General features: G+C 34.7%; 23 protein-coding genes, 1 tRNA gene and 1 pseudogene. 15 read left to right on the top strand and 10 right to left on the bottom strand.

The genetic code is table 11. The features are described 5' to 3' along the window. Positions 1–4: 4 nt before the first annotated feature. From trpD to I9192_RS14055, 3 genes are all read right to left on the bottom strand, one after another. Positions 5–1,051, bottom strand: a complete 1,047-nt coding sequence (trpD, locus tag I9192_RS14065) for an anthranilate phosphoribosyltransferase (protein WP_004828881.1) — start codon at positions 1,049–1,051, stop codon at positions 5–7. Between the two features lie 15 nt (positions 1,052–1,066). Beyond that, positions 1,067–1,654: an anthranilate synthase component II gene (locus I9192_RS14060; RefSeq protein WP_005032417.1), complete on the bottom strand. Its 588-nt coding sequence runs from the start codon at positions 1,652–1,654 to the stop codon at positions 1,067–1,069. A 485-nt stretch (positions 1,655–2,139) separates the two neighbouring features. Then, entirely contained in the window at positions 2,140–2,577 is a 438-nt protein-coding gene (locus tag I9192_RS14055; protein WP_200149866.1) for a hypothetical protein, read from the bottom strand. 351 nt (positions 2,578–2,928) lie between these two features. Between I9192_RS14055 and I9192_RS14050 the strand changes: the two genes are divergently transcribed. Together I9192_RS14050 and I9192_RS22580 are read left to right on the top strand one after the other, a co-directional pair. Then, on the top strand, positions 2,929–3,306 hold the full coding sequence (locus I9192_RS14050; protein ID WP_200149865.1) for an IS630 transposase-related protein: 378 nt from the start codon (positions 2,929–2,931) through the stop codon (positions 3,304–3,306). Next, positions 3,303–3,851, top strand: coding sequence for an IS630 family transposase (locus tag I9192_RS22580; RefSeq protein ID WP_200150426.1), 549 nt, complete (start codon positions 3,303–3,305; stop codon positions 3,849–3,851). Before I9192_RS14050 ends, I9192_RS22580 begins: the two co-directional genes overlap by 4 nt. Positions 3,852–4,232: 381 nt before the next feature. Here I9192_RS22580 and I9192_RS14040 read toward each other — a convergent pair whose 3' ends face one another. Next, positions 4,233–4,661, bottom strand: coding sequence for a hypothetical protein (locus tag I9192_RS14040; RefSeq protein WP_121775876.1), 429 nt, complete (start codon positions 4,659–4,661; stop codon positions 4,233–4,235). Positions 4,662–4,907: 246 nt separating this feature from the next. After that, positions 4,908–5,276: an EF-hand domain-containing protein gene (locus I9192_RS14035; protein ID WP_227567318.1), complete on the bottom strand. Its 369-nt coding sequence runs from the start codon at positions 5,274–5,276 to the stop codon at positions 4,908–4,910. A gap of 674 nt (positions 5,277–5,950) precedes the next feature. Between I9192_RS14035 and I9192_RS14030 the strand changes: the two genes are divergently transcribed. The 11 genes and pseudogenes from I9192_RS14030 (at position 5,951) to glnA (ending at position 14,420) form a co-directional block, all read left to right on the top strand. Continuing rightward, a protein-coding gene (locus I9192_RS14030) for an IS3 family transposase (protein ID WP_223672967.1) occupies positions 5,951–7,083 on the top strand; the annotation gives its coding sequence in 2 pieces (ribosomal slippage) (positions 5,951–6,203 and positions 6,203–7,083; 1,134 coding nt in all). A 124-nt stretch (positions 7,084–7,207) separates the two neighbouring features. Beyond that, positions 7,208–7,582: a hypothetical protein gene (locus tag I9192_RS14025; protein WP_228289323.1), complete on the top strand. Its 375-nt coding sequence runs from the start codon at positions 7,208–7,210 to the stop codon at positions 7,580–7,582. A gap of 218 nt (positions 7,583–7,800) precedes the next feature. Next, positions 7,801–8,100, top strand: a pseudogene (locus tag I9192_RS22355) (transposase); the annotation flags it as partial. Positions 8,101–8,237: 137 nt separating this feature from the next. Next, positions 8,238–8,314: transfer RNA gene (locus I9192_RS14015), tRNA-Met, on the top strand. Between the two features lie 326 nt (positions 8,315–8,640). Next, positions 8,641–8,862, top strand: a complete 222-nt coding sequence (locus I9192_RS14010) for a hypothetical protein (protein WP_005032403.1) — start codon at positions 8,641–8,643, stop codon at positions 8,860–8,862. Positions 8,863–9,100: 238 nt separating this feature from the next. Further along, positions 9,101–9,301 carry a hypothetical protein gene (locus tag I9192_RS22350; RefSeq protein ID WP_004824680.1) on the top strand — a complete coding sequence of 67 codons (201 nt, stop codon included), beginning with the start codon at positions 9,101–9,103 and terminating at the stop codon, positions 9,299–9,301. Between the two features lie 515 nt (positions 9,302–9,816). Next, on the top strand, positions 9,817–10,077 hold the full coding sequence (locus I9192_RS14005; RefSeq protein ID WP_005032401.1) for a hypothetical protein: 261 nt from the start codon (positions 9,817–9,819) through the stop codon (positions 10,075–10,077). A gap of 110 nt (positions 10,078–10,187) precedes the next feature. Continuing rightward, the gene (locus tag I9192_RS22345) at positions 10,188–10,313 is read left to right on the top strand and encodes a hypothetical protein (RefSeq protein ID WP_009586673.1); all 126 of its coding nucleotides are present in this window, start codon (positions 10,188–10,190) and stop codon (positions 10,311–10,313) included. A 686-nt stretch (positions 10,314–10,999) separates the two neighbouring features. Beyond that, positions 11,000–11,941 (top strand): hypothetical protein, encoded by a 942-nt coding sequence (locus I9192_RS14000; RefSeq protein ID WP_005032399.1) that lies wholly within the window; start codon positions 11,000–11,002, stop codon positions 11,939–11,941. 120 nt (positions 11,942–12,061) lie between these two features. Further along, positions 12,062–12,592 carry a GTP-binding protein gene (locus I9192_RS13995; protein ID WP_026040421.1) on the top strand — a complete coding sequence of 177 codons (531 nt, stop codon included), beginning with the start codon at positions 12,062–12,064 and terminating at the stop codon, positions 12,590–12,592. 412 nt (positions 12,593–13,004) lie between these two features. Next, positions 13,005–14,420: a type I glutamate--ammonia ligase gene (gene glnA, locus I9192_RS13990; RefSeq protein WP_009586679.1), complete on the top strand. Its 1,416-nt coding sequence runs from the start codon at positions 13,005–13,007 to the stop codon at positions 14,418–14,420. A 515-nt stretch (positions 14,421–14,935) separates the two neighbouring features. On the opposite strand, the gene I9192_RS13985 is transcribed toward glnA, so the two are convergent. The 5 genes from I9192_RS13985 to I9192_RS13965 all read right to left on the bottom strand — a co-directional run bounded on the left by I9192_RS13985 (position 14,936) and on the right by I9192_RS13965 (position 18,282). Further along, positions 14,936–15,343 (bottom strand): DUF3106 domain-containing protein, encoded by a 408-nt coding sequence (locus I9192_RS13985; protein ID WP_004824664.1) that lies wholly within the window; start codon positions 15,341–15,343, stop codon positions 14,936–14,938. After that, positions 15,333–15,659, bottom strand: a complete 327-nt coding sequence (locus I9192_RS13980) for a hypothetical protein (protein ID WP_004824662.1) — start codon at positions 15,657–15,659, stop codon at positions 15,333–15,335. The genes I9192_RS13985 and I9192_RS13980 overlap by 11 nt, the downstream gene beginning before the upstream one ends. Beyond that, entirely contained in the window at positions 15,652–16,266 is a 615-nt protein-coding gene (locus tag I9192_RS13975) for an RNA polymerase sigma factor (protein WP_010591608.1), read from the bottom strand. The genes I9192_RS13980 and I9192_RS13975 overlap by 8 nt, the downstream gene beginning before the upstream one ends. Before the next feature lie 156 nt (positions 16,267–16,422). After that, on the bottom strand, positions 16,423–17,199 hold the full coding sequence (locus I9192_RS13970; protein WP_004824658.1) for a TrmH family RNA methyltransferase: 777 nt from the start codon (positions 17,197–17,199) through the stop codon (positions 16,423–16,425). Between the two features lie 108 nt (positions 17,200–17,307). Then, positions 17,308–18,282: a class 1 fructose-bisphosphatase gene (locus tag I9192_RS13965; RefSeq protein WP_004824655.1), complete on the bottom strand. Its 975-nt coding sequence runs from the start codon at positions 18,280–18,282 to the stop codon at positions 17,308–17,310. A 174-nt stretch (positions 18,283–18,456) separates the two neighbouring features. On the opposite strand from I9192_RS13965, the gene I9192_RS13960 reads away from it, so the two are divergent. Then, the gene (locus tag I9192_RS13960) at positions 18,457–18,642 is read left to right on the top strand and encodes an NF038105 family protein (RefSeq protein WP_004824653.1); all 186 of its coding nucleotides are present in this window, start codon (positions 18,457–18,459) and stop codon (positions 18,640–18,642) included. A gap of 81 nt (positions 18,643–18,723) precedes the next feature. Continuing rightward, on the top strand, positions 18,724–19,329 hold the full coding sequence (locus tag I9192_RS13955; protein ID WP_005032391.1) for an SMI1/KNR4 family protein: 606 nt from the start codon (positions 18,724–18,726) through the stop codon (positions 19,327–19,329). Positions 19,330–19,440: the final 111 nt, after the last annotated feature.

The raw sequence follows: 19,440 nt of genomic DNA, 5'->3' as shown, positions 1-19,440 counted from the left end.
ATCCTTAAGCTTCATATTCTTTAAGCGTTTTGGTAAATTCAGACAAAATGCTCATTTTTTCCAAAGCTTGCCCACCGTAGATAATATCATGTGCTAAAGCGACGCCCTGTTTATAGGTATTGGTTAAACCTGAAACGTAGATGCCTGCACCAGCATTTAAAGCAATCATACTTGCTGCTTTTTCACCTTTTGCTGATTTTTTCTTGCCCAACGCATCTTTTATTAATGCAAGGCTCTCAGCTGAACTTTCGACTGAAAGCCCTGTTAAGGTTTGCGATTCAATATCGACTTCTTCTGGTTGAATTGTCCACTCTGTCACTTCACCATCTTTCAACTCAGCCACATAGGTTGAGGAAGCTAGACTGATTTCATCTAGACCATCTTTAGAATGGACCACCATCGCATGTTCAGCACCTAGTTGCTTGAGCACTTCAGCCAAAGGACGGCATAATTCTGTCGAAAAAACACCAATTACATAGCGTTTTACCCCAGCCGGATTCGTAAGCGGGCCGAGGAGGTTGAAAATACTGCGGAAACCGAGTTCTTTACGAGGACCCGCTGCATATTTCATTGCTTTGTGATGATTAGGGGCAAATAAAAAACCAACCCCCATTTCTCGAATACAACGTTCAGTTTGTTGCATATTCAAATCAAGATTGATGCCTGCTTGTTCCAAAAGATCAGATGAACCAGACTTTGATGACACACCACGATTGCCATGTTTTGCTATCGTTGCACCAGCAGCAGCAATGACGAATGAGGATGCTGTCGATACATTAAATAGATTTTGTCCGTCACCACCTGTACCCACAATATCGACTAAATGAGGAATGTCACTGACTTCAAGTTTAATCGCAAACTCACGCATGACACGCGCGGCAGCCGTAATCTCGTCAATACTTTCACCCTTTAAACGTAAACCCATCATGAGTGCGCCTATTTGGGCATCAGTCGCTTCACCTTGCATAATGGTGCGCATCACTTCTTCCATTTGTGGTTGAGTGAGTTCAATATTTTTGGTGATATTATTTAAAGCTTGTTGAATATTCATGATTTGCTACTACACTCATTTCGCATAAATTTCTAAAAAGTTTTTAAAGATTTGATGACCATGCTGGCTCAGAATTGATTCAGGATGGAACTGCACACCTTCTATCGGTAGTGTCTTATGTTTTACACCCATAATTTCTTCCATTGAGCCATCTGTTTCATTGGTCCAGCAGGTAACTTCAAGGCATTCAGGAACTGTGGCTTGATCAATCACGAGGGAGTGATAGCGTGTCGCTGAAAAAGGTGAAGGTAAATTGCTGAAAATCCCTTGATCGCTGTGATACATGTCAGATAAACGACCATGCATCACGGTTTTGGCACGAATAATATCGCCACCAAAAGCTTGACCAATCGCTTGGTGTCCTAAACAAACGCCAAGTGTTGGAATTTTTCCAGCAAAATGTTGAATTGCTGGAATAGAAATCCCTGCCTCAGTTGGAGAGCAAGGACCAGGACCAATGACCAGATACTTTGGTTGCCATCGTTCAATATCCTCTAAAGTCACGGCGTCATTGCGAACAACTTTTACGTCTTGGTTTAACTCGCCAAAGTACTGGACAATGTTATACGTAAAGCTATCGTAATTATCGATCATTAGAAGCATATTGATACTAACCTATAGAAATTTATCAATTTATTTTGTTTGGTGATTTTGGATACCCGTTAGGGTACCCGTTTTGGCAAAAGTACCTAGTCACAGCACAAAATAATAAAAGCCTGCTAGGTGCAGGCTATAATATCAGATTCTTGTTTAAATTCTTCCACTTTTTGCTTTACATAGGACTCATACCAGAACACATTTTTTTCCAAAATTCGATTGGGCTGTTTGATATTTCCTTTGTTAATTTCAGAGTAAAAATTTTTGCGAAAATATCGAAATATCTTTATATACCGATACTTTTATAGTTTACTTTTTAATTATGAATTTTCTTCAAAGAACTCTTATACATCCCGTATTTCTTAAGAAATATATCCATCTAAGAATATTTCATCTTAATTTGCAACTTGAAACTACTGGGTAGCATTAATGTAACTTTGATGTGGTCAAAATTTTCCTGATTAAAAAATAGTTTGTAAATTTATAAGTTTTTATTGTTTTGATAATGTTATTTTTTGATTATCATTATAAAATATTAATATATAGTTTTTTAATGATTTTCCATTTGAGTTTATACGGAATTTTCCAGTAACAGGAATTTTCCATTGAGATTCAACATTGCTTAATAAACCAATCCAAGCATACCCATTAAAAATTAGTGTTCGGTTATTTTCAATGTGAAAATCTTCAAAATAAATCGCATCACACCAAAAAATATTAGATTTACCAAAGCCTAATTTATTGAATTTCCAACAACTTAAAAATGCAAAGTTATTTTCAAACCATCTATTTTGGTAGTTTAACTGAATATAATCATGAATTTCTTTAGCAATGGACTTTTCTAATTTTAGAACTCTTCGTTGAATACGTCTTTTACTCGAGTTAATAAACTTTGAATATTTCTCTTCTTGATATTTATTTCTTTCCATAGTTTTAAAATTAAATTTTAGTTTGTCTAAGCTTATCATAATACAGTATAAGTGAAAATTTAGGTAACTTTTAATTTTAATAAATGAATTGCACCTTTCACTCAACTAACTAAATTAGAGTATGATAGAGAAATTACATTCAGCATATGTATTTAATTCCTAAGAGAGATGTTTTTGAGTAAATTATATCATGTATTCAAGTTTTTACATAATTTTATGATAAAATTTCAAATAGTTAAAAACTTAACATCATAAATAACTAGAGTTTATGAAAGGAATCTACATTAGTTTTTTATTATAGATAAATATATAAAGTTTGCTACACTATAAAAAACCTTACTGACTGCTGTTATGCCTAAGCCATACTCCAATGATTTTCGATACAAAGCTCTAGACTACTACAAAGAATGCCAGAATAAGTCTAAAACATGTACTGTTTTTAAGATTGCAAGAACGACTTTAGATCTCTGGATTCAGCTCGAACATCTCCAAGGAAATGCGAATAGACCACATCCCGAAAAAGCAGGTCGACCCTATAAAATTAAAGACCTAAAGGCTTTCAAAATCTTTGTTGAAACAACATCATTTTCACAGGCTAAATATCTGGTGCCATTATTTGAGCAAAGATTTGGTTATTCCGTCAGCTATGCCAATATCTTATTTGCTTTAAAAAAACTGGGATGGAGTTATAAAAAAAGAGTTTTCTCTACAGACAAGCCTGCAAAATAGGACGAGCAGTATTCCAATGGTTCCTGCCACAATGGAAACAGCAATATGGTGAAGAGTATATTTTATACATTGATGAATCAGGTATAAATACCAATGAGGTTGCTGAATATGGTTGGTCTGAGAAAGGAAAACGTTGTCGTGCATTAAGAACAGGTGGGCATGGAAGTAGACTAAATATAATCAGTGCTGTTCGATCAAGTGCAACGTTTAAATTCATTGCTCCCCTAATTTTTAAGGGCTCATGTGATCGCAATACTTTTACTGGCTGGCTTGAATATTTACTCAAAGATCTAACAAGAGATAAAAATGGTCAGCCTCAAAAATATTTACTAATTTTAGATAATGCTTCTATTCACAAAGGTCGAAAAATTGAGGAATTGGCTCGCCAGTACAATGCTAGACTGATGTATTTGCCTGCTTATACTCCAGACCTCAATCCAATTGAAAAAGCTTGGTCTATACTAAAAAGAAAAGTCAGACATATTGTTAGCCAACAACAGAAAACTATTCTTGAGGCTTTAGATATTGGGTTTAATCAAATGTAGCATAGTTTATTTAACTAGCTATAAGAGCAGGTAAGGATAATTTCAAAATTCATTCATCTGATAAACGAAAAAAATTAAAAATTCTATGTTTTTTTGATTTATAATGGTTGGCAGGATAAATTAAACTCAAAACTTGCGGAAATTCCTTGGTTATAAATTGCTAAAAAATCATCGCATTGAGCTTCTTAAAAATTTAACCATTTTTGAGATAAATTTAACTTTTTTTATTTCACATGAATTATTATTGTGAATAATAAGATGTTTTAGCATCATCTCGATTAGATCATGCTCCAACATTAGTTAAGAAATTATCAAGAAGTAATTTTTTTTGTTTAGATTATTGAATAGTTATTTTAATATTTAAAGCCCCTTTTAGCTTAGTTAATTAGCAGATATTCTAATTCTAGCAATGACACAGAAAGCCCCGCCTGAAATAAATCCGCAAATTAGGGAGAAGATGATCCCATAGATGTCAAACATCCGTTCTGGTCCACTATTTAGTAAATAAATGTAGAGATAGAATGCAACTGGCCCAATTAGAGTACACCAAAGACATAATTTTAAAGAAGTGAGAGCATTTATTTTACGAAGAAAAATGGCCATCGGTAAAACTAGTGCAAAAGTAATAGTATATGTAAGGGGAAGTCCAAACATAAGACATAGAAAAAACATAGCAAAAGCGCCAGTAATATCTCCTTGGAAAACAATAACTGTACCATATACTATTCCAATAATTAAAGGAACAACCAATGGGGAGATAGATGCACTTTGTTTCAGACTTTCACGATGCTGAATTTCATATTTTTTCATAATATATATTCGTCAATCAAGTGCTAGTTTGATTAGTTTTTCAATTAAACAATTTTAGCATTAAGCAAAGTTTTATAAAAGATTTTCAATTAGATAAATAAATTTATTGAGATTTAGTAGTTCCACATAGTAATGGTGATTTAATGATTTGATTAAAGCCGAGTTATCACAGTCCAGTTTTTATACTCTCGTAAGAAGACTATTCAATAGTGGTTAGTTTTTAAATAAATTATTCATAAATTTTTGCTATGTAGAATCTGGTTTAATTTGCTCTCGATAATCTAATTCCGCACATGGATTTGTAAAATAGTAACTATAGACACCTTCAGCAAACTCATTTTTACTGAGTTTCCCATTTTTATCATCATCTAATTTCTCGAATATACTTAACCGATTGGGGTCTTTTTTTGATGGTGGATCTACCCATGGCATTGGCTCTTTTAATAGATTTAGTGCAACCCACTCATTTTTTTCAATGAATTTATTTTGGTTTTTATCAGCAGCTTGAAAAAGCATTGCCCAATCTGGTGTTGCAGGTTCACAGCCGTAAACAAAGTTACTTGCGGTTGTACACAACATTATCAATATATAGTGTCTTATTTTAGAAATTTGCATACCAATTCACTGTTAAAAGATGGAATCAATAATGCCAAATGTCGTTTTAGCTTACAATAAAGAAAAAATTAGCAATTTGCCCTAAACACTTTCTAAGATCATTTTTGTAAATCAATTAAAAATGGGCGTATCACATGACTGACTCAATCAAAGTGGTTTTTATTTTAGAAGATTTAAATTAATGAAAATTTAATTTCTGATGTACTTTAGATGAAAACTCATTTAAATAAAGTGTTAATAGTTTTACACATATTTAGTCGAATAAATATTCATTTTTTCTTTACACTTTGTTACATTGAGTGCACTTTATAATAAGTGGTCATGATATGGAAAAAATCACATTTGAATTAACTATTGTGCTGAGCTTTGTTTCATTTACCGATTTGGGACGTGGTCACCAATTGTTGAATCGTACGTTTTCTATGACCATGTGAGTGCACTGATTGTGAAATATATTGCAGGTGCGCTCATTATTATCGTGTTATTAATCGGATATTTCATCAATAAAAACAACAAGGAAGACATGGCACGATTAAAGATGGCTGAAATTCAGCAAAATACAAGACTTATGCAGAATAAGATAGATAGAGGTGGATCAGGAAATTTGAACAACACTTATAAGTGATATTTTGCTCCCCAAATGATGTTATAAACATCAATATATGGAGTATTTTATGACACGTAGACCAAGAAGAAATCATTCAAATGACTTTAAAGCTAAGGTAGCACTTGCTGCGATTAAAGCAGAAAAAACACTTGCTGAATTGAGTGCTGAATTTGATGTTCATCAAAACCAAATTATTGACTGGAAAAATCAACTGATTTCAGCTTCCTCGCAAGCTTTCGATCAATCAAAAGCTCCAACAGAACCACCCATCGATCTAAAAAAACTACATGCAAAAATCGGTGAGCAGGCATTAGAAATTGATTTTTTAGAAGGTGTGTTGAAGAAACTGGGTCGCTTCAACCACAAAAGTTAATCGATGACTCACTTCAGATTTCAGTATCTAAGCAAGCTAAGCTGCTGAAAGTCTCCCGTGGTTGTTATTACTATCGCCCAAAACCTGTGAGTGAATCAGATCTGAAGCTGATGCGCTGTATGGATGAGTTACATATGCAATACCCTTTTGCAGGTAGCCGTATGATGCGTGATTTATTGAATCGTCAAGGACATCATATAGGACGACGTCATACACGTACTTTAATGAAGAAAATGGGCATTAATGCGTTATATCGTAAACCAAATCTAAGTCAGGCCAATCAAGCTCACCGTAAATATCCATATCTGCTCAAAGGATTGGCTATTCAGCGCAGTAATCAAGTGTGGTCTACGGATATAACGTATATCCCTATGGCAAAAGGCTTTGTTTATTTATGTGCTGTGATTGATTGGCATAGCCGCAAGGTACTTGCGCATAGAGTATCGATTAGTATGGAGGTTACATTTTGCATAGAAACATTAAATGAAGCTATTGAAAAATATGGCCGACCTGAAGTCTTTAATACAGACCAAGGCAGTCAGTTTACCAGTGATGCATTTATTGATGTATTGAAATCAAATGGCATTCAAATCAGTATGGATGGTAAAGGTCGATGGGTTGATAATGTGATGGTTGAACGATTATGGCGGAGCGTTAAATATGAAGAGGTGTATCTCAAAGCCTACAGCAATGTTTTGGATGCGAAGAAGCAATTAAACGCATATTTTGAATTTTATAATTTGAAACGACCTCATTCGAGTCTGGACAAAATGACTCCAGATGAGTTTTACTATGACCAGCTACCACAACAAAATAAGGTAGCTTAACTAGAGCAGAGTATCACTTATAAATAAGCTTTTAGTTGTTCAAACAAGTGGGACCACCTCTGATGAAGTTCAAGCTCAACGAGAATCAGAAGCGAGAATAAAAGCAAAAGCGCTAGAAAAATCGGTGAAAGAAAGACAAGAAGCTTACATTTATGAAGCTCAACAGTACTCTTCAAATGAAAGTTATCATGATATGAGTAAACAAACTGAAAACGAGTCGATTCCAAATCGATATAGTGAACAAGAGTGGAAAGATATTTGTAGATCTGCGTCATTGACAGCAAGAACGGTAATGCATAACAGACAACGTGGTCATTCAATGAGTGATCAATTTGATGCATTATTACCGAATTCAGAACCTCAAATCAGAAGTTTAATTGAGAATATGATCAAACTAGCATATGGAAGGACACGATATAGTACACCTGAGAGTATGAAAAGGGCTGAATTAGAGTTTGAAAACGAATATCACTTAATTTGTTTACGCTCTTATACTTAAAAAAGGCTTTGTTGCACAAACTTGTTCTTAAAGGCTTCTTTATTAATATAATTTTTGAATAAAGAAGTCTATCCCCGAAAATCTATCGTACTAAGAATTGGTCATCGTACAACCAAGCTCTAATTAGTCGTGGTGATTTCATCATTTGGTTTGATCCAAATACCTAATAGTACGCTAAGGAAAATGGCAAACAATGGCGCACTCCAACCTATTCAGATGCAGCTTCGATAATTCCACCCAGGAAAAATACCAAGCCTTGGAAAGATAAACGAGCGAGTTCAATTGAACGTAATGCACTATTTGATACAGTAAAACGTCTAGGCAGAACAATATGGAAGAAATAGGCAGGGTATTATTGCAGAAGTTTGGTTGAGACCAAGATGCACTGCATCAAATTATTAGGCGATAAATTGCATGCAAGGAACTTCGAAAGTCAGGTCAATGAGGTTCATGGATGTATTGCCGTATTCAATAAACTTACTGAATTAGGTCAACCACATACCCAGATTGTATCTTAAATTCGGTCAACCTAAGAAAAATTGGCTTTTTTATGTTTGTGTAACAAAGCCGATAGGCGGAAATTATATTTTTTAACATAACTAAAAAATAAACATTGTGTTACTGTTCTATTCAGCGTATAACTGTCACTCATTGCTGCGGGATGGAGCAGTCTGGTAGCTCGTCGGGCTCATAACCCGAAGGTCGTTGGTTCAAATCCAGCTCCCGCTACCAATGAAAAATTTAAAGTTTATAGCCTAGTTAGCTCTATGCTTTCTAGGTTTTTTTTATTCAATGCCGTACTTATTAGTAATTAGTTTAGAATATCGGATAAGTTATTTTGGTTAAAGTATTGAAAAATATATTTTTCTATTGATTAGAATTTAAATCAGGGTTGGCTATGTTCCAACTCATATATGTATTCCCTATAAATATGCTGATGTAAAAATTGGAAGTTTAATTTTAGGCGCAATTGCCTCTCACAATTGGATTTTAAAATATCTCTCTCAAATAGTGAATGACTGAACTGTTTTACAAAACCTCAATGAAATGAGTAAAAAATGAAATTAATAAATGGATGGACGATTGCTAAAGCAGTCAATGGAGATCAAATTCAAGTCAGAATTATTCCACTGAAGCGTAAACAAAATAATGTTGGCGGCATTTCTTGGGTTGAAGTAGGCAAGCAAATTCAACTCGAAACAGGACAGAAGTGTAATTTTAATCTCGATGGACGATCTTTCTATATTGGATTAAACAAGCTTTATCGAATAACACTCTAAAATGTTCCATGTACCTTTGTTTTGATTGAAATTATCTTATGGCTTGCTTTGGCTTCTTAATTATTCAAATATTTTTGCATTGTTGAGTTAAAGATTAACTTGGAAAATTTATAATTTTTTGATAAAGAAAAGAACCATAATCGAGAGGGGGTATTTGAATCAATATCACGCTGATGGTCAAGAAAGATTATCAAATGATGAGCTTTTCTATAGCCGTCATATATATTAAAATTGAACCATGAAAAGATTACAGAAAAAACTCCAAAGTCCTCTATCGAATTGGACCACGGATCAAGACTGCTATTTGATTGAAAATAGTGTATTACCTATAGAAAGTTTAGTTCATCATTTACCTTTTACCGAGGAAGAAATCCGTAAAAGAAAAGAAACTCTTGGATTGGTTAGAAGACAAAGACAAATGATGAAAGCAATTCAATAGAGATATATTTATTTAATTCAATGTTTTATGTTTATAAAATTGAGGTGGTCGATCTAAATTATTCACTTTAAATGATAATCATTTGCATTTATGTTGAGTCAATAGTATAGTCTCTAGCAAGAATTAAATAGAATAAAACAGGACATACTAGACCGCCCAGCTTGCATTCTCCTCAAGCTGGGCTTTATTTAAACTGCCTATTCTCATATCAAAAGCGGGACTAGTTTTAAACTAGATTAAGTGCTATCAAATTTAAGTATTTAGAATGCATCCTGTTTGCAGGAAAGTAATCTCTTTTATTTTTTAATGGAAAAATCTTCAAATAATGTCGCATTTTTTATAACTTAATTTAAACAAAGTAAATGAAAAGATTGATGGTTTTTTATAATTAATTGATATAAATTAATGATTTAATATGTATTTTTGAAGATAGTTGTAATTTCATTATTTATACTGAATTAGGTGTTGCATCCCTCATAATCATTGATTGTGCTTATTAATATGAGATTTTTACCATGTTTACTCCTACAATTACTGAAACGAGAATGCACCAGAATCAATCACAATATTTTTCAATTGAGCAACTCAAAAGATTTTTGAAGAAGCAAATCAGATTAAAAGCAGATCAAGGCGAATTGTTTGTGAGCGAATGTCTTGCAAAAGATTTCGCTCTTCATGAACTAGACAAATTAAGTGAAGAATTTAAGAAAGCTGGATACAAGGTAAAGCTTAAAATGATAGGAAAAGAAAAAATATTTTCTGTTTTCTGGAACTGATAGGCGATTATTTTTTTCAGCACAGTAAAAAAATTGTGAGTTTCATGAATTCAACAATTTGGTTATTATTTTCTGCTATTGTTTAATTTTTAAGCAAGATTGGGCTAGATATGAAAATCATTTCGATTGTAAGTTTAGTTTTATTATTGGGCTTAACTGCGTGTCAAAAAAGAGATTCGGATACGCAAAAACAAGATCAAACCACGACACCGCATTCGGTAGATAAAGACAGTTAGATCTTCATACTGCTCATTTTAACAAACAAAGTAGATTACATTGGATTACTGACAGGTTGTTACTCTTGGTGAATTTAGCCTCGTTTTGCGAGGCTTTATACCAATATCATATATGATGAAAGATTTGGCAGTACAAAATAAGAATAGTTAACAATTCACATCTCAATAAGCAATCACAAGTCGCATTCGAACAATTCAATCTGGTCTTATTTAAAAGCCTTGTGACTCAATAATATATCCTAGGATGCAGTGTGATTTGTACCAGCAAATCAGAAACAACGATTTTATAGAATCTTTTAGTATATGAGAATGAGAGATTATCTCACTTAAGCTCAGCATGAAAATGATTTAATATACAAATGTTATTAAAATTTTTAAATAAAATATTAAGTTTCATTAAATTTTTTAATTGATTAATATGTACCTTTGGTGGAGTTGGGGTAAATGAAATTCAGATGTTATGATTAAGTTATTGAATTATATGTATTTTATAATAAATAATTTATTTTATATATTTTAATGAAAATATTTTATTTAAAGCTCAGTTATTATATTCTTGTATTTGAAACATTAAATTGTATATTAACTTTGCTACAATTTTTTCACACTAAAGATAGTGTTTTTTGTTTTATTTTTTGATAAAAATGATAAACTGGTCACACTCTATACGAGGCCGTGGGGGCTAAATGAAAGAAGAAGTAAAAATTGCGATATTTGGCTTGAGCTTAAATGTACTTGATGCAATAAAGCAGAAAATACGATTGATGTATGATGACTCACTTCAAGTAAGTTGGGCAAACATTGCTGATCCGCATTTAGATATTCTTCTTGTGAATGATATGTTTTTTAGTTCTCCTACAATTCAAAATTTGGTGGGTGTAAAAAAAATACCTTATCTAAGGTTAATCAATAAAAATGAAAAATCAGGGCAAATCGAAGGGGATAAACTGTATTTACCTTTTTCTGCCACTGATGAAATTAGAAAATGGTTTAAAGATCGTTATTTCCATGTGCCTGTTAGCCATAAAACAGTGCATATTGTAAATCAAATTTCAAAAACTTTAGATCTCACAAAAATTGTTCCAGAGTTTTTTAATGAAAGAAACGGTAATGTACAAGTTTTTGATGCCAAGGGTAATATTGCATTAGTGAATATTCGAACTCAGCAAGTATGGGTGGATGCATTACGTAAAATTCAAGGCACTGATGTTTCTTTAAATTTTACTTATGCCACCATGCAAATGGCGCAATCAGTGAGTTCAAATCAAGGTATCGAACTTAAGTCTTGGTTGTGGAATCTATTGTGGTATTCCAATGATATTAATACCACAATCCACAAAGGGGACTATTATCAACTTATTGATTGGCCACAGCCTAATCATCAAAATGAAAGACAAATGATTTTTAAAATAGCAGCTTGTTTTGAGCAAGGAGCGACTATTGCCCAAGTGGTGCAAAAAACGGGTTATAGTAAAGATCAGATTTATAAATTTGTCTCAATTGGTTTATTGAGCAATATGCTCAAAAATATACCTGAAGAAGAAGCAAAATTAATTGTTGAGGAAAAACAGTCGGCAGGTGTTCTACGTGGTTTCTTTGGTAAATTACGGAAAAAATTAGGGCTGTGATTTGGTAGCTGATTGTTCAACTTGAAAATTGATTGCATAAACATGGTTTTTTTAAGTTGAAAAATAAGTACTACAACTTAATCAATGTGTAGCAATAAGAACTTGAATAAAGGTGATAATGTGATTTTACAACAGTATAAAATTGTATTTGGTGGCAAGATGGGGGCAGGTAAAACTGAAGCGATTAAGTCTTTGTCTGAAATTTCAGTTTTATCTACTGAAGCACAAAATACTGATGAACAATCACACAGTAAAGCGTTGACCACTGTTGGGATTGATTACGGCGAAATCCGTTTAGAAGATGGTGTTGTTGTAGGTTTATATGGGACACCAGGACAAGACCGATTTGATTTTGTCTGGTCAGTGATCTGCAAAGGTGCAATAGGTGCTGTAGTATTGATTGATCACTCTCAAAAAGACGCAATTGAGGATTTGAAGTTTTACTTTCAAAGCTTCAAAGAATATGTAAACAACATTGTTGTTGGAGTAACGCATGTCGACGAAAACCCACAGCAGCTGCTAAAACAATATAAAGATTGGATGAGTTTAAATCAGGTCAATATGCCCATTTTCGCTGTAGATGCGAGAAAGCAAGATGATGTATTGTTAATGGTTGAAGCATTGATTGCTCGAGCAGAAGTTGAATTTTGATAAAATCATCAGCTCTTTATAAGAATACGTTCAATATGAACGTATTCTGTCTGAATACACAGTGTAGCCATTTTATGGATACACTTTTTTAATGTGCTTGAAATGATTGAATGTCATCATCACTGTGAAAAATTTGAAAGTAAGCACCAAGATAAAACATTTTAACGAATATGCACAAAAATAGTGCGTTAAAATAGTGCTGAATGATTTTAAAATAAGAAGTGTGTCTGAATATGGTGCAATTCTATTTGCACTCAGTATAATAGAAGCGAAATAATGGTTGCTAAGCTTATTTTCTGATAAGAAATTCAATAAATTAGCAATTATTTTAAAAGTTGGTATGCTAATTGCTTTATAGATACCAACTACTAACACGCACTTCACAAGTGCAACAAAAATTCATTGGAGCAAAATGAGCATGGCGAACAAGGTCCTTCAACTCATACAAGAAAGTGGCGCAAAATGGGTCGATTTTCGCTTTACTGATACTAAGGGTAAAGAGCAACATGTAAGTTACCCTTCAGATACTATCGATGAAGATACTTTCGAAGATGGTAAAATGTTTGATGGTTCTTCAATCGCTGGTTGGAAAGGCATTGAAGCATCTGACATGATTTTACGTCCAGATCCTGAAACTGCTTTCCTTGATCCGTTCTTTGCTGAAGCGACAATTGTCGTGACTTGTGATGTTATTGAGCCTTCAACTGGTCAAGGTTATGACCGTGACCCTCGTTCAATTGCTCGTCGTGCTGAAGAGTATTTAAAATCTACAGGTATTGGTGATACTGCATTCTTTGGTCCAGAACCAGAATTCTTTGTTTTTGACGAAGTTAAATGGGACATCGACATGTCTGGCGCTCGCCATACTTTGATCGCTGAAGAAGCTGCATGGTCTACTGGTAATTCTTACGAATCTGGTAACTCTGGTCACCGTCCACGTGTGAAAGGTGGTTACTTCCCAGTTCCTCCTGTTGATTCTCATCAAGATATGCGTGCTGAAATGTGCGCGCGTATTGAAGACATCATGGGTCCTGGTCGTGTAGAAGTACATCACCATGAAGTTGCATCATGCCAATTAGAAATTGGTGTGAGTTTCAACACGATGGTTCGTAAAGCAGACGAAGTTCAACAGTTCAAATATGCAGTGTGGAACGTTGCTCATCAATATGCAAAAACTGCAACCTTTATGCCTAAACCAATGGTAGGTGATAACGGTTCTGGTATGCACGTTCATATGTCGATCTCTAAAGATGGCAAAAACTTGTTTGCTGGTGATGAATATGCAGGTCTTTCAGAGATGGCATTGTACTTCATCGGTGGTATTATCAAACATGCTCGTGCGTTGAATGCGATTACTAACCCTTCTACAAACTCGTACAAGCGTTTAGTACCACACTTTGAAGCGCCGATCATGCTTGCTTACTCAGCACGTAACCGTTCTGCGTCTATCCGTATTCCTTACGTTTCTAGCCCTAAAGGCAAACGTATTGAAGCTCGTTTCCCAGATCCAATGATGAACCCGTACTTAGGTTTCGCGGCATTGTTGATGGCTGGTCTTGATGGTATTCAAAACAAGATTCATCCAGGTGAAGCTGCTGACAAAAACTTATATGATCTTCCTCCTGAAGAAGAAGCAAAAATCCCAACAGTTGCTCACAGTCTTGATATGGCGCTTGAAGCACTTAAAGCGGACCATGACTTCCTTCTTAAAGGTGGCGTGTTCACCAAAGAAATGTTAGATGCCTATATCGAACTTAAAACTGAAGATGTTCGTCGTTTAAATACAACGACTCACCCAGTTGAATTTGATATGTATTATAGCTTGTAATTCAGATCTGAATTTAAGCGATAAAAACCTGCCTTGTGCAGGTTTTTTTATTGATTAATCATTCAAATTAATCTCTATAATTGACTTGAGTTCCAATATTTTAATTTTACTGATTGCTTGGTATTGATGGAAGGGTAATTGATTCAAAGCGCAGTCAATCTGTGAGAGATACATACAGTAAAATACAATTTCTTTTGATCAATAAAATGAATATTAAAAGTACGTAGTTTGAGATATAAAACTATCAATGTCATGTTTTACATCTAAAGTTTAAATAGATTGATGAAGGCAATATCTCAACATAGAAAGACAATCTATGATTTAAAAGTACAAAACAAATTAATTACTAAAAGACTATAAGAGTTTGTACTAAGTTGTGCATTATTTTATTGTAAAATATTGAAATTTAATAATTTTTAAAGTGATTTAGAGGTTTGACTATATTTTTGAAAGAATAAATTTGAGTAAAAAAAGCCAGTACCATGACTGGCTTTAGTACACATGGATAGATAATGTTAATGCGATACAACACTACTTGGTTGGTATTTTTGAATATATTTTTCACGAATTTCATTGCGTTCATCTGATGTAGATGCTTTTTGCATTTTTTTCCGCATTTCATTACGTTCAGATGTGCTCATTTGTTGCCATGCTTCACGCATTTTTTGCTTTTCTTGTTCAGGAAGTTGAGTAAACCAGTCCATACGTTGTTGTAAAGCAGCGCTTTGTTCAGTTGGGAGCTCTTTTAAATTTTGGTAGCGTTTGATTAATGCTTTTTGTTCATCTTCAGACAGCGCATCCCATGTTTCATTGACTTGCGTATTCGCATCTTTGGAAAAAATCCAAAAACGTTCAAATCCAGCAAAACTTGTTTGTAGAAAACCAAAAGCACAAAATGCCAATGCTAATTTTCTAGCTACCATGAGAATTTTTATCCTCACCAAAAACAGATAACATATCTAAATCTTCCATCATTTGTGGTGAAAGTTTAGGGCTAATCACCACTTGTTGCGGTGTATGAGCTTCATTGGAAACATCGAAAGCATTTGGTACAACAACAAAGCCTGTAATTGCTGCTGCAAGTGCAAAGCCAGTCATTTTCCAATTGCTAAAGCGTGATGTTGGCTGATCTTGGATACGATCTAACACATTATTCATCACCACTGCTTTATTGCGGTGATGACGTGCAAGTTCATCCAGTTTTGCCGTCACTTGTTTGGTGAAATCATCATTATTCATGTGATGAACCTCCATACGGATTTAAATGTGATAGCGCAGTTCTCAATCCTTGAATTGCTCTATGGTAATGGGTTTTTACACTACCTTCGCTACAGTTCATAATTGATGCCGTTGTCTGTGTATCAAAGCCTTCCCATGCACGTAGCATAAATGCTTGTTGTTGGCGTACAGGTAATTCACTAATCGCGTCTTGAATTTCTTCAATAGTGACATCTTGATCTAAAAACTGAAGCGGGTTTGGTGTAGATTCATCAACAATTTCCATCGCTTCTTCATCATCAGAATCTAAATCGATTTTTCGAAATAGGGAAAAAGGAGATGCTCTACGTGCTTCTTTACGACGCCAATCTTGTAGTTTGTTATTTAAAATAGTGTAGAACAATGGATACCATTCTTCTGTGGACTTATCCGCATAAGACTTATGTAAGGAAATAAATGCTTCCTGTACCAAATCCATTGCAATCCCATTATGACCTTGTGTTGCATTTTCCATCATGACCAAGGCACGACCTGTCACATCCTGCATAAAAAAACGCAGGCGCTGTTCACTGGTACTCGTTTGAGCACTGGCTGTTTCAGTCTGTGACTTCTTTGGTGCTAAGTCCATAGAGATGGAAAATCCCGTCATTGGGTACCCACCATTATTTTAAATTCATATCACTATAACGTTTAAAAAATGGTTTGGGTTGACACGTAAATCAATTATTTTTTTCAGTTTAAATGATTTTCTTCAATAACGGGCGATATTTAAAATAATTTAACTTTATAGTCGTTGACGAACCATTTCAAAGAAACAAATTGAGCCTGCAACAGCGACATTGAGTGATTCTTGACCGCCTGGTTGTGGAATAGATACAGCTTCTGCACGTTTTAATGCAAATTCTGAAACGCCTTGACCTTCATTACCCAAAATCCACACACATTGTTTACGTAAATTTTTGGAATACAGACTTTCTGCTTCATGTGAGCTGGTCACATAAACAGGAATTTTGAATTGCTTTAAAATATCCTCAAGTACAACATTCTCATAGGTTTGTAAGGAGAAATGTGCGCCCATACCCGCACGCAGAACACGTGGTGACCATAATGAAGCAGAGCCTTTTGTACAGACAATTTGTTCAATGCCTGCAGCTGCGGCAGAACGCAATAGCGTTCCGACATTACCAGGGTCTTGAACATTTTCAAGAATTAACGTGTCTTCGCTAAAATTCAATGCTTGTGTTGAGCTTGGCAAATCAACGATTGCAAGGCAGGCAAGGGTGGTTCCTAAGGTGCTTAGGTCCTTATATAATGCTTCGCTGATCACGAACACCATCCCTTGGTATTGGTCAATGATCTCACCAAGATCCTCATGATCCAATGCATGCTCAGTGGTGAAAATCGAATTAATTTTGCGTCCCTTTTCTAACCATGCAAGACTCAGGTGTGTGCCTTCAAGTACAGTTTGTCCTTGTTTCTTACGATAAGTATTTTGTTCAATTAAACCTCTTAGGTGTTTAATTTTAGGATTGTCTTTTGATTCAAGGAAAATTGTAGGCATGGGAGAGTAGATCCAAAAATAAGTAAGATCTGTTGATCATTCCAAAATGAATTTACAACAGACCTTTACTGGTTTTACGCGCTTAAAGCGCACGTAAAAATGAAAGAATTAGTGATGATAGCTTGTAACAAGTTCAACTTCATTCTTAGAGCCAATCACGACTGGAACACGTTGATGTAACTCAGTAGGTTGAATATCTAGGATACGCACGCGACCTGTTGTAGATGCACCACCGGCTTGTTCCATTAACATGCTCATTGGATTGGCTTCATACATCAAACGCAGGCGACCTGCTTTTTGAGGGTCTTTGGTGTCGTATGGATATAGGAAGATACCACTGCGGCATAGAATACGGTGAATATCACCCACCATACATGCTACCCAACGCATATTGAAGTCTTTTTCGCGTACAGAAGTTTTACCTGCTTGTAGCTCATCAATATAACGTTTTACAGGCGCTTCCCAATGACGTTGATTTGAAGCATTGATTGCGTATTCTTTAGTATCCGCAGCCACTTGAACATTTTCAGAAGTCAGTAAAAATTGTTGAGTTTCTGGATCGAAGGTAAAAAATACAACACCTGCACCAACTGTAAGTGCCATCATGGTTGATGGACCATAAAGAACATAACCTGCAGCAGCTTGTTGTGAACCTGCTTGCATGAAATCTTCAGCTTGTGTAATGCTATTTTGAGCAGGAAGGATCGAAAAAATTGTACCTACACACATGTTAATATCAATATTACTTGAACCATCCAAAGGGTCAAATAAAACAAGATATTTGCCGTTTTCTTGCGCTGGGGTAAACTCATCTAATTCTTCTGATGCTAAGCCACCCACATTTGAGTTAGCTTTGAGTGCATCAATTAAATAATCATTTGAAATAACATCAAGTTTCTTTTGTTCTTCACCTTGTACATTTTCATGTTGAGCACTGCCCAGTACACCTGCTAACGCACCTTTTTGTAGCGCCTGATCAATGGTTTTACATGTGTTGGCAATCGTTTCAATCACATTGGCAAGTTCAGGTGTTAAATTCCCTTGTTGTTGTTCTAAATATTGGGATAGAGTGCGATATGACATATCAGAGGTGCTCCAAAAGCGATAAATTTTGACACATTAAACAATAACGGTATTTTAGATGAGTTCAGCTCAAAATAAAAATTATCCTGTGTTATTTGTCGTGAAATTACCCTTGCAAGTATTTTAGAAAGTGTTATGTTGGATATACGGATAATAACGTAAAGGAGCACTCACATGACAACGGCAAAGTTTGAAGCGACTCCGACTCAAAATGAAGGTATTGATCTTAAAGAGATTAGTGCTGAAAATGTGAAAGAAGCATGGAAGAATTACGAAGCTAAACCTGAGTTCAAAGAATTCAATAAGCACGATATGATTGAATCCATGCAAAGTCCCAAGCCAGACGAGTCAAAGGCTTAATCAATAAGAAGCGTTTATCACTTTGATAAGCGCTTTTTTATTTTATAATCCAAGTAAATTTCGAAGACTATCGCATCAATCATGATTGAAATTCATCATAAAGCAGATATCGTCTTTCCATTTCATCAAATTGGAGAGCCAGAGTGGGAGGTAAAAACCCAACGCATTTTGCAATCATTTGCAGATTTAAATGATGAAGAAGTTGCATCTCCAATAAATATTGATGAAATTGATCAACTTGAACTGCGCTTAAAAACCACTTTGCCAGTTTCTCTAAAAATTTTCTATCAAACATTTGGCATTGCGGATATTGGTGAAGAGCTACAACAGTTTGATGATATTGGCTATTTAAAAGATATATGGGCTGCCGCACCAGAATATGCACCTGAATTCACTTCAAAAGATCTAGAGGTTTTACCGCATTTGATTACTTTTAGTGACTATCTCGGTAATGGCAATATGTTTTGTTTTCATGACATAAGCAAAGAAGTCTATTATTTTGATCATGATGATAGACCTTATTTGGCAAAAATCTTTGATGATGTCGATGAATATCTCAAATGTTGTTTAATCTTGTTGCAGTCGGATTTATTTGGTGATGCTACCCCTGATCAAGTTGAGCAATGGGTAGAAGATATGGTGATTGAGCTCATCGGTGATCAAAAGCTCCAAAAATGGCGGTATTGATTTTTAATCAATTGAAAGTCTCGTTTTTAAAATTTAACTATAGATGTCAAGCGTGGCAGTGCAAGCTTTAGATCATCAAACAATATATTGATTGTATTCATTTTATTGATC

The sequence above is a fragment of the Acinetobacter bereziniae genome, assembly GCF_016576965.1.
GTDB classification, from domain to species: Bacteria; Pseudomonadota; Gammaproteobacteria; order Pseudomonadales; family Moraxellaceae; genus Acinetobacter; species Acinetobacter bereziniae.
The sequence above is the reverse complement of the archived record's forward strand: the minus strand, read 5'-3'. Positions and strand labels throughout refer to the sequence as shown.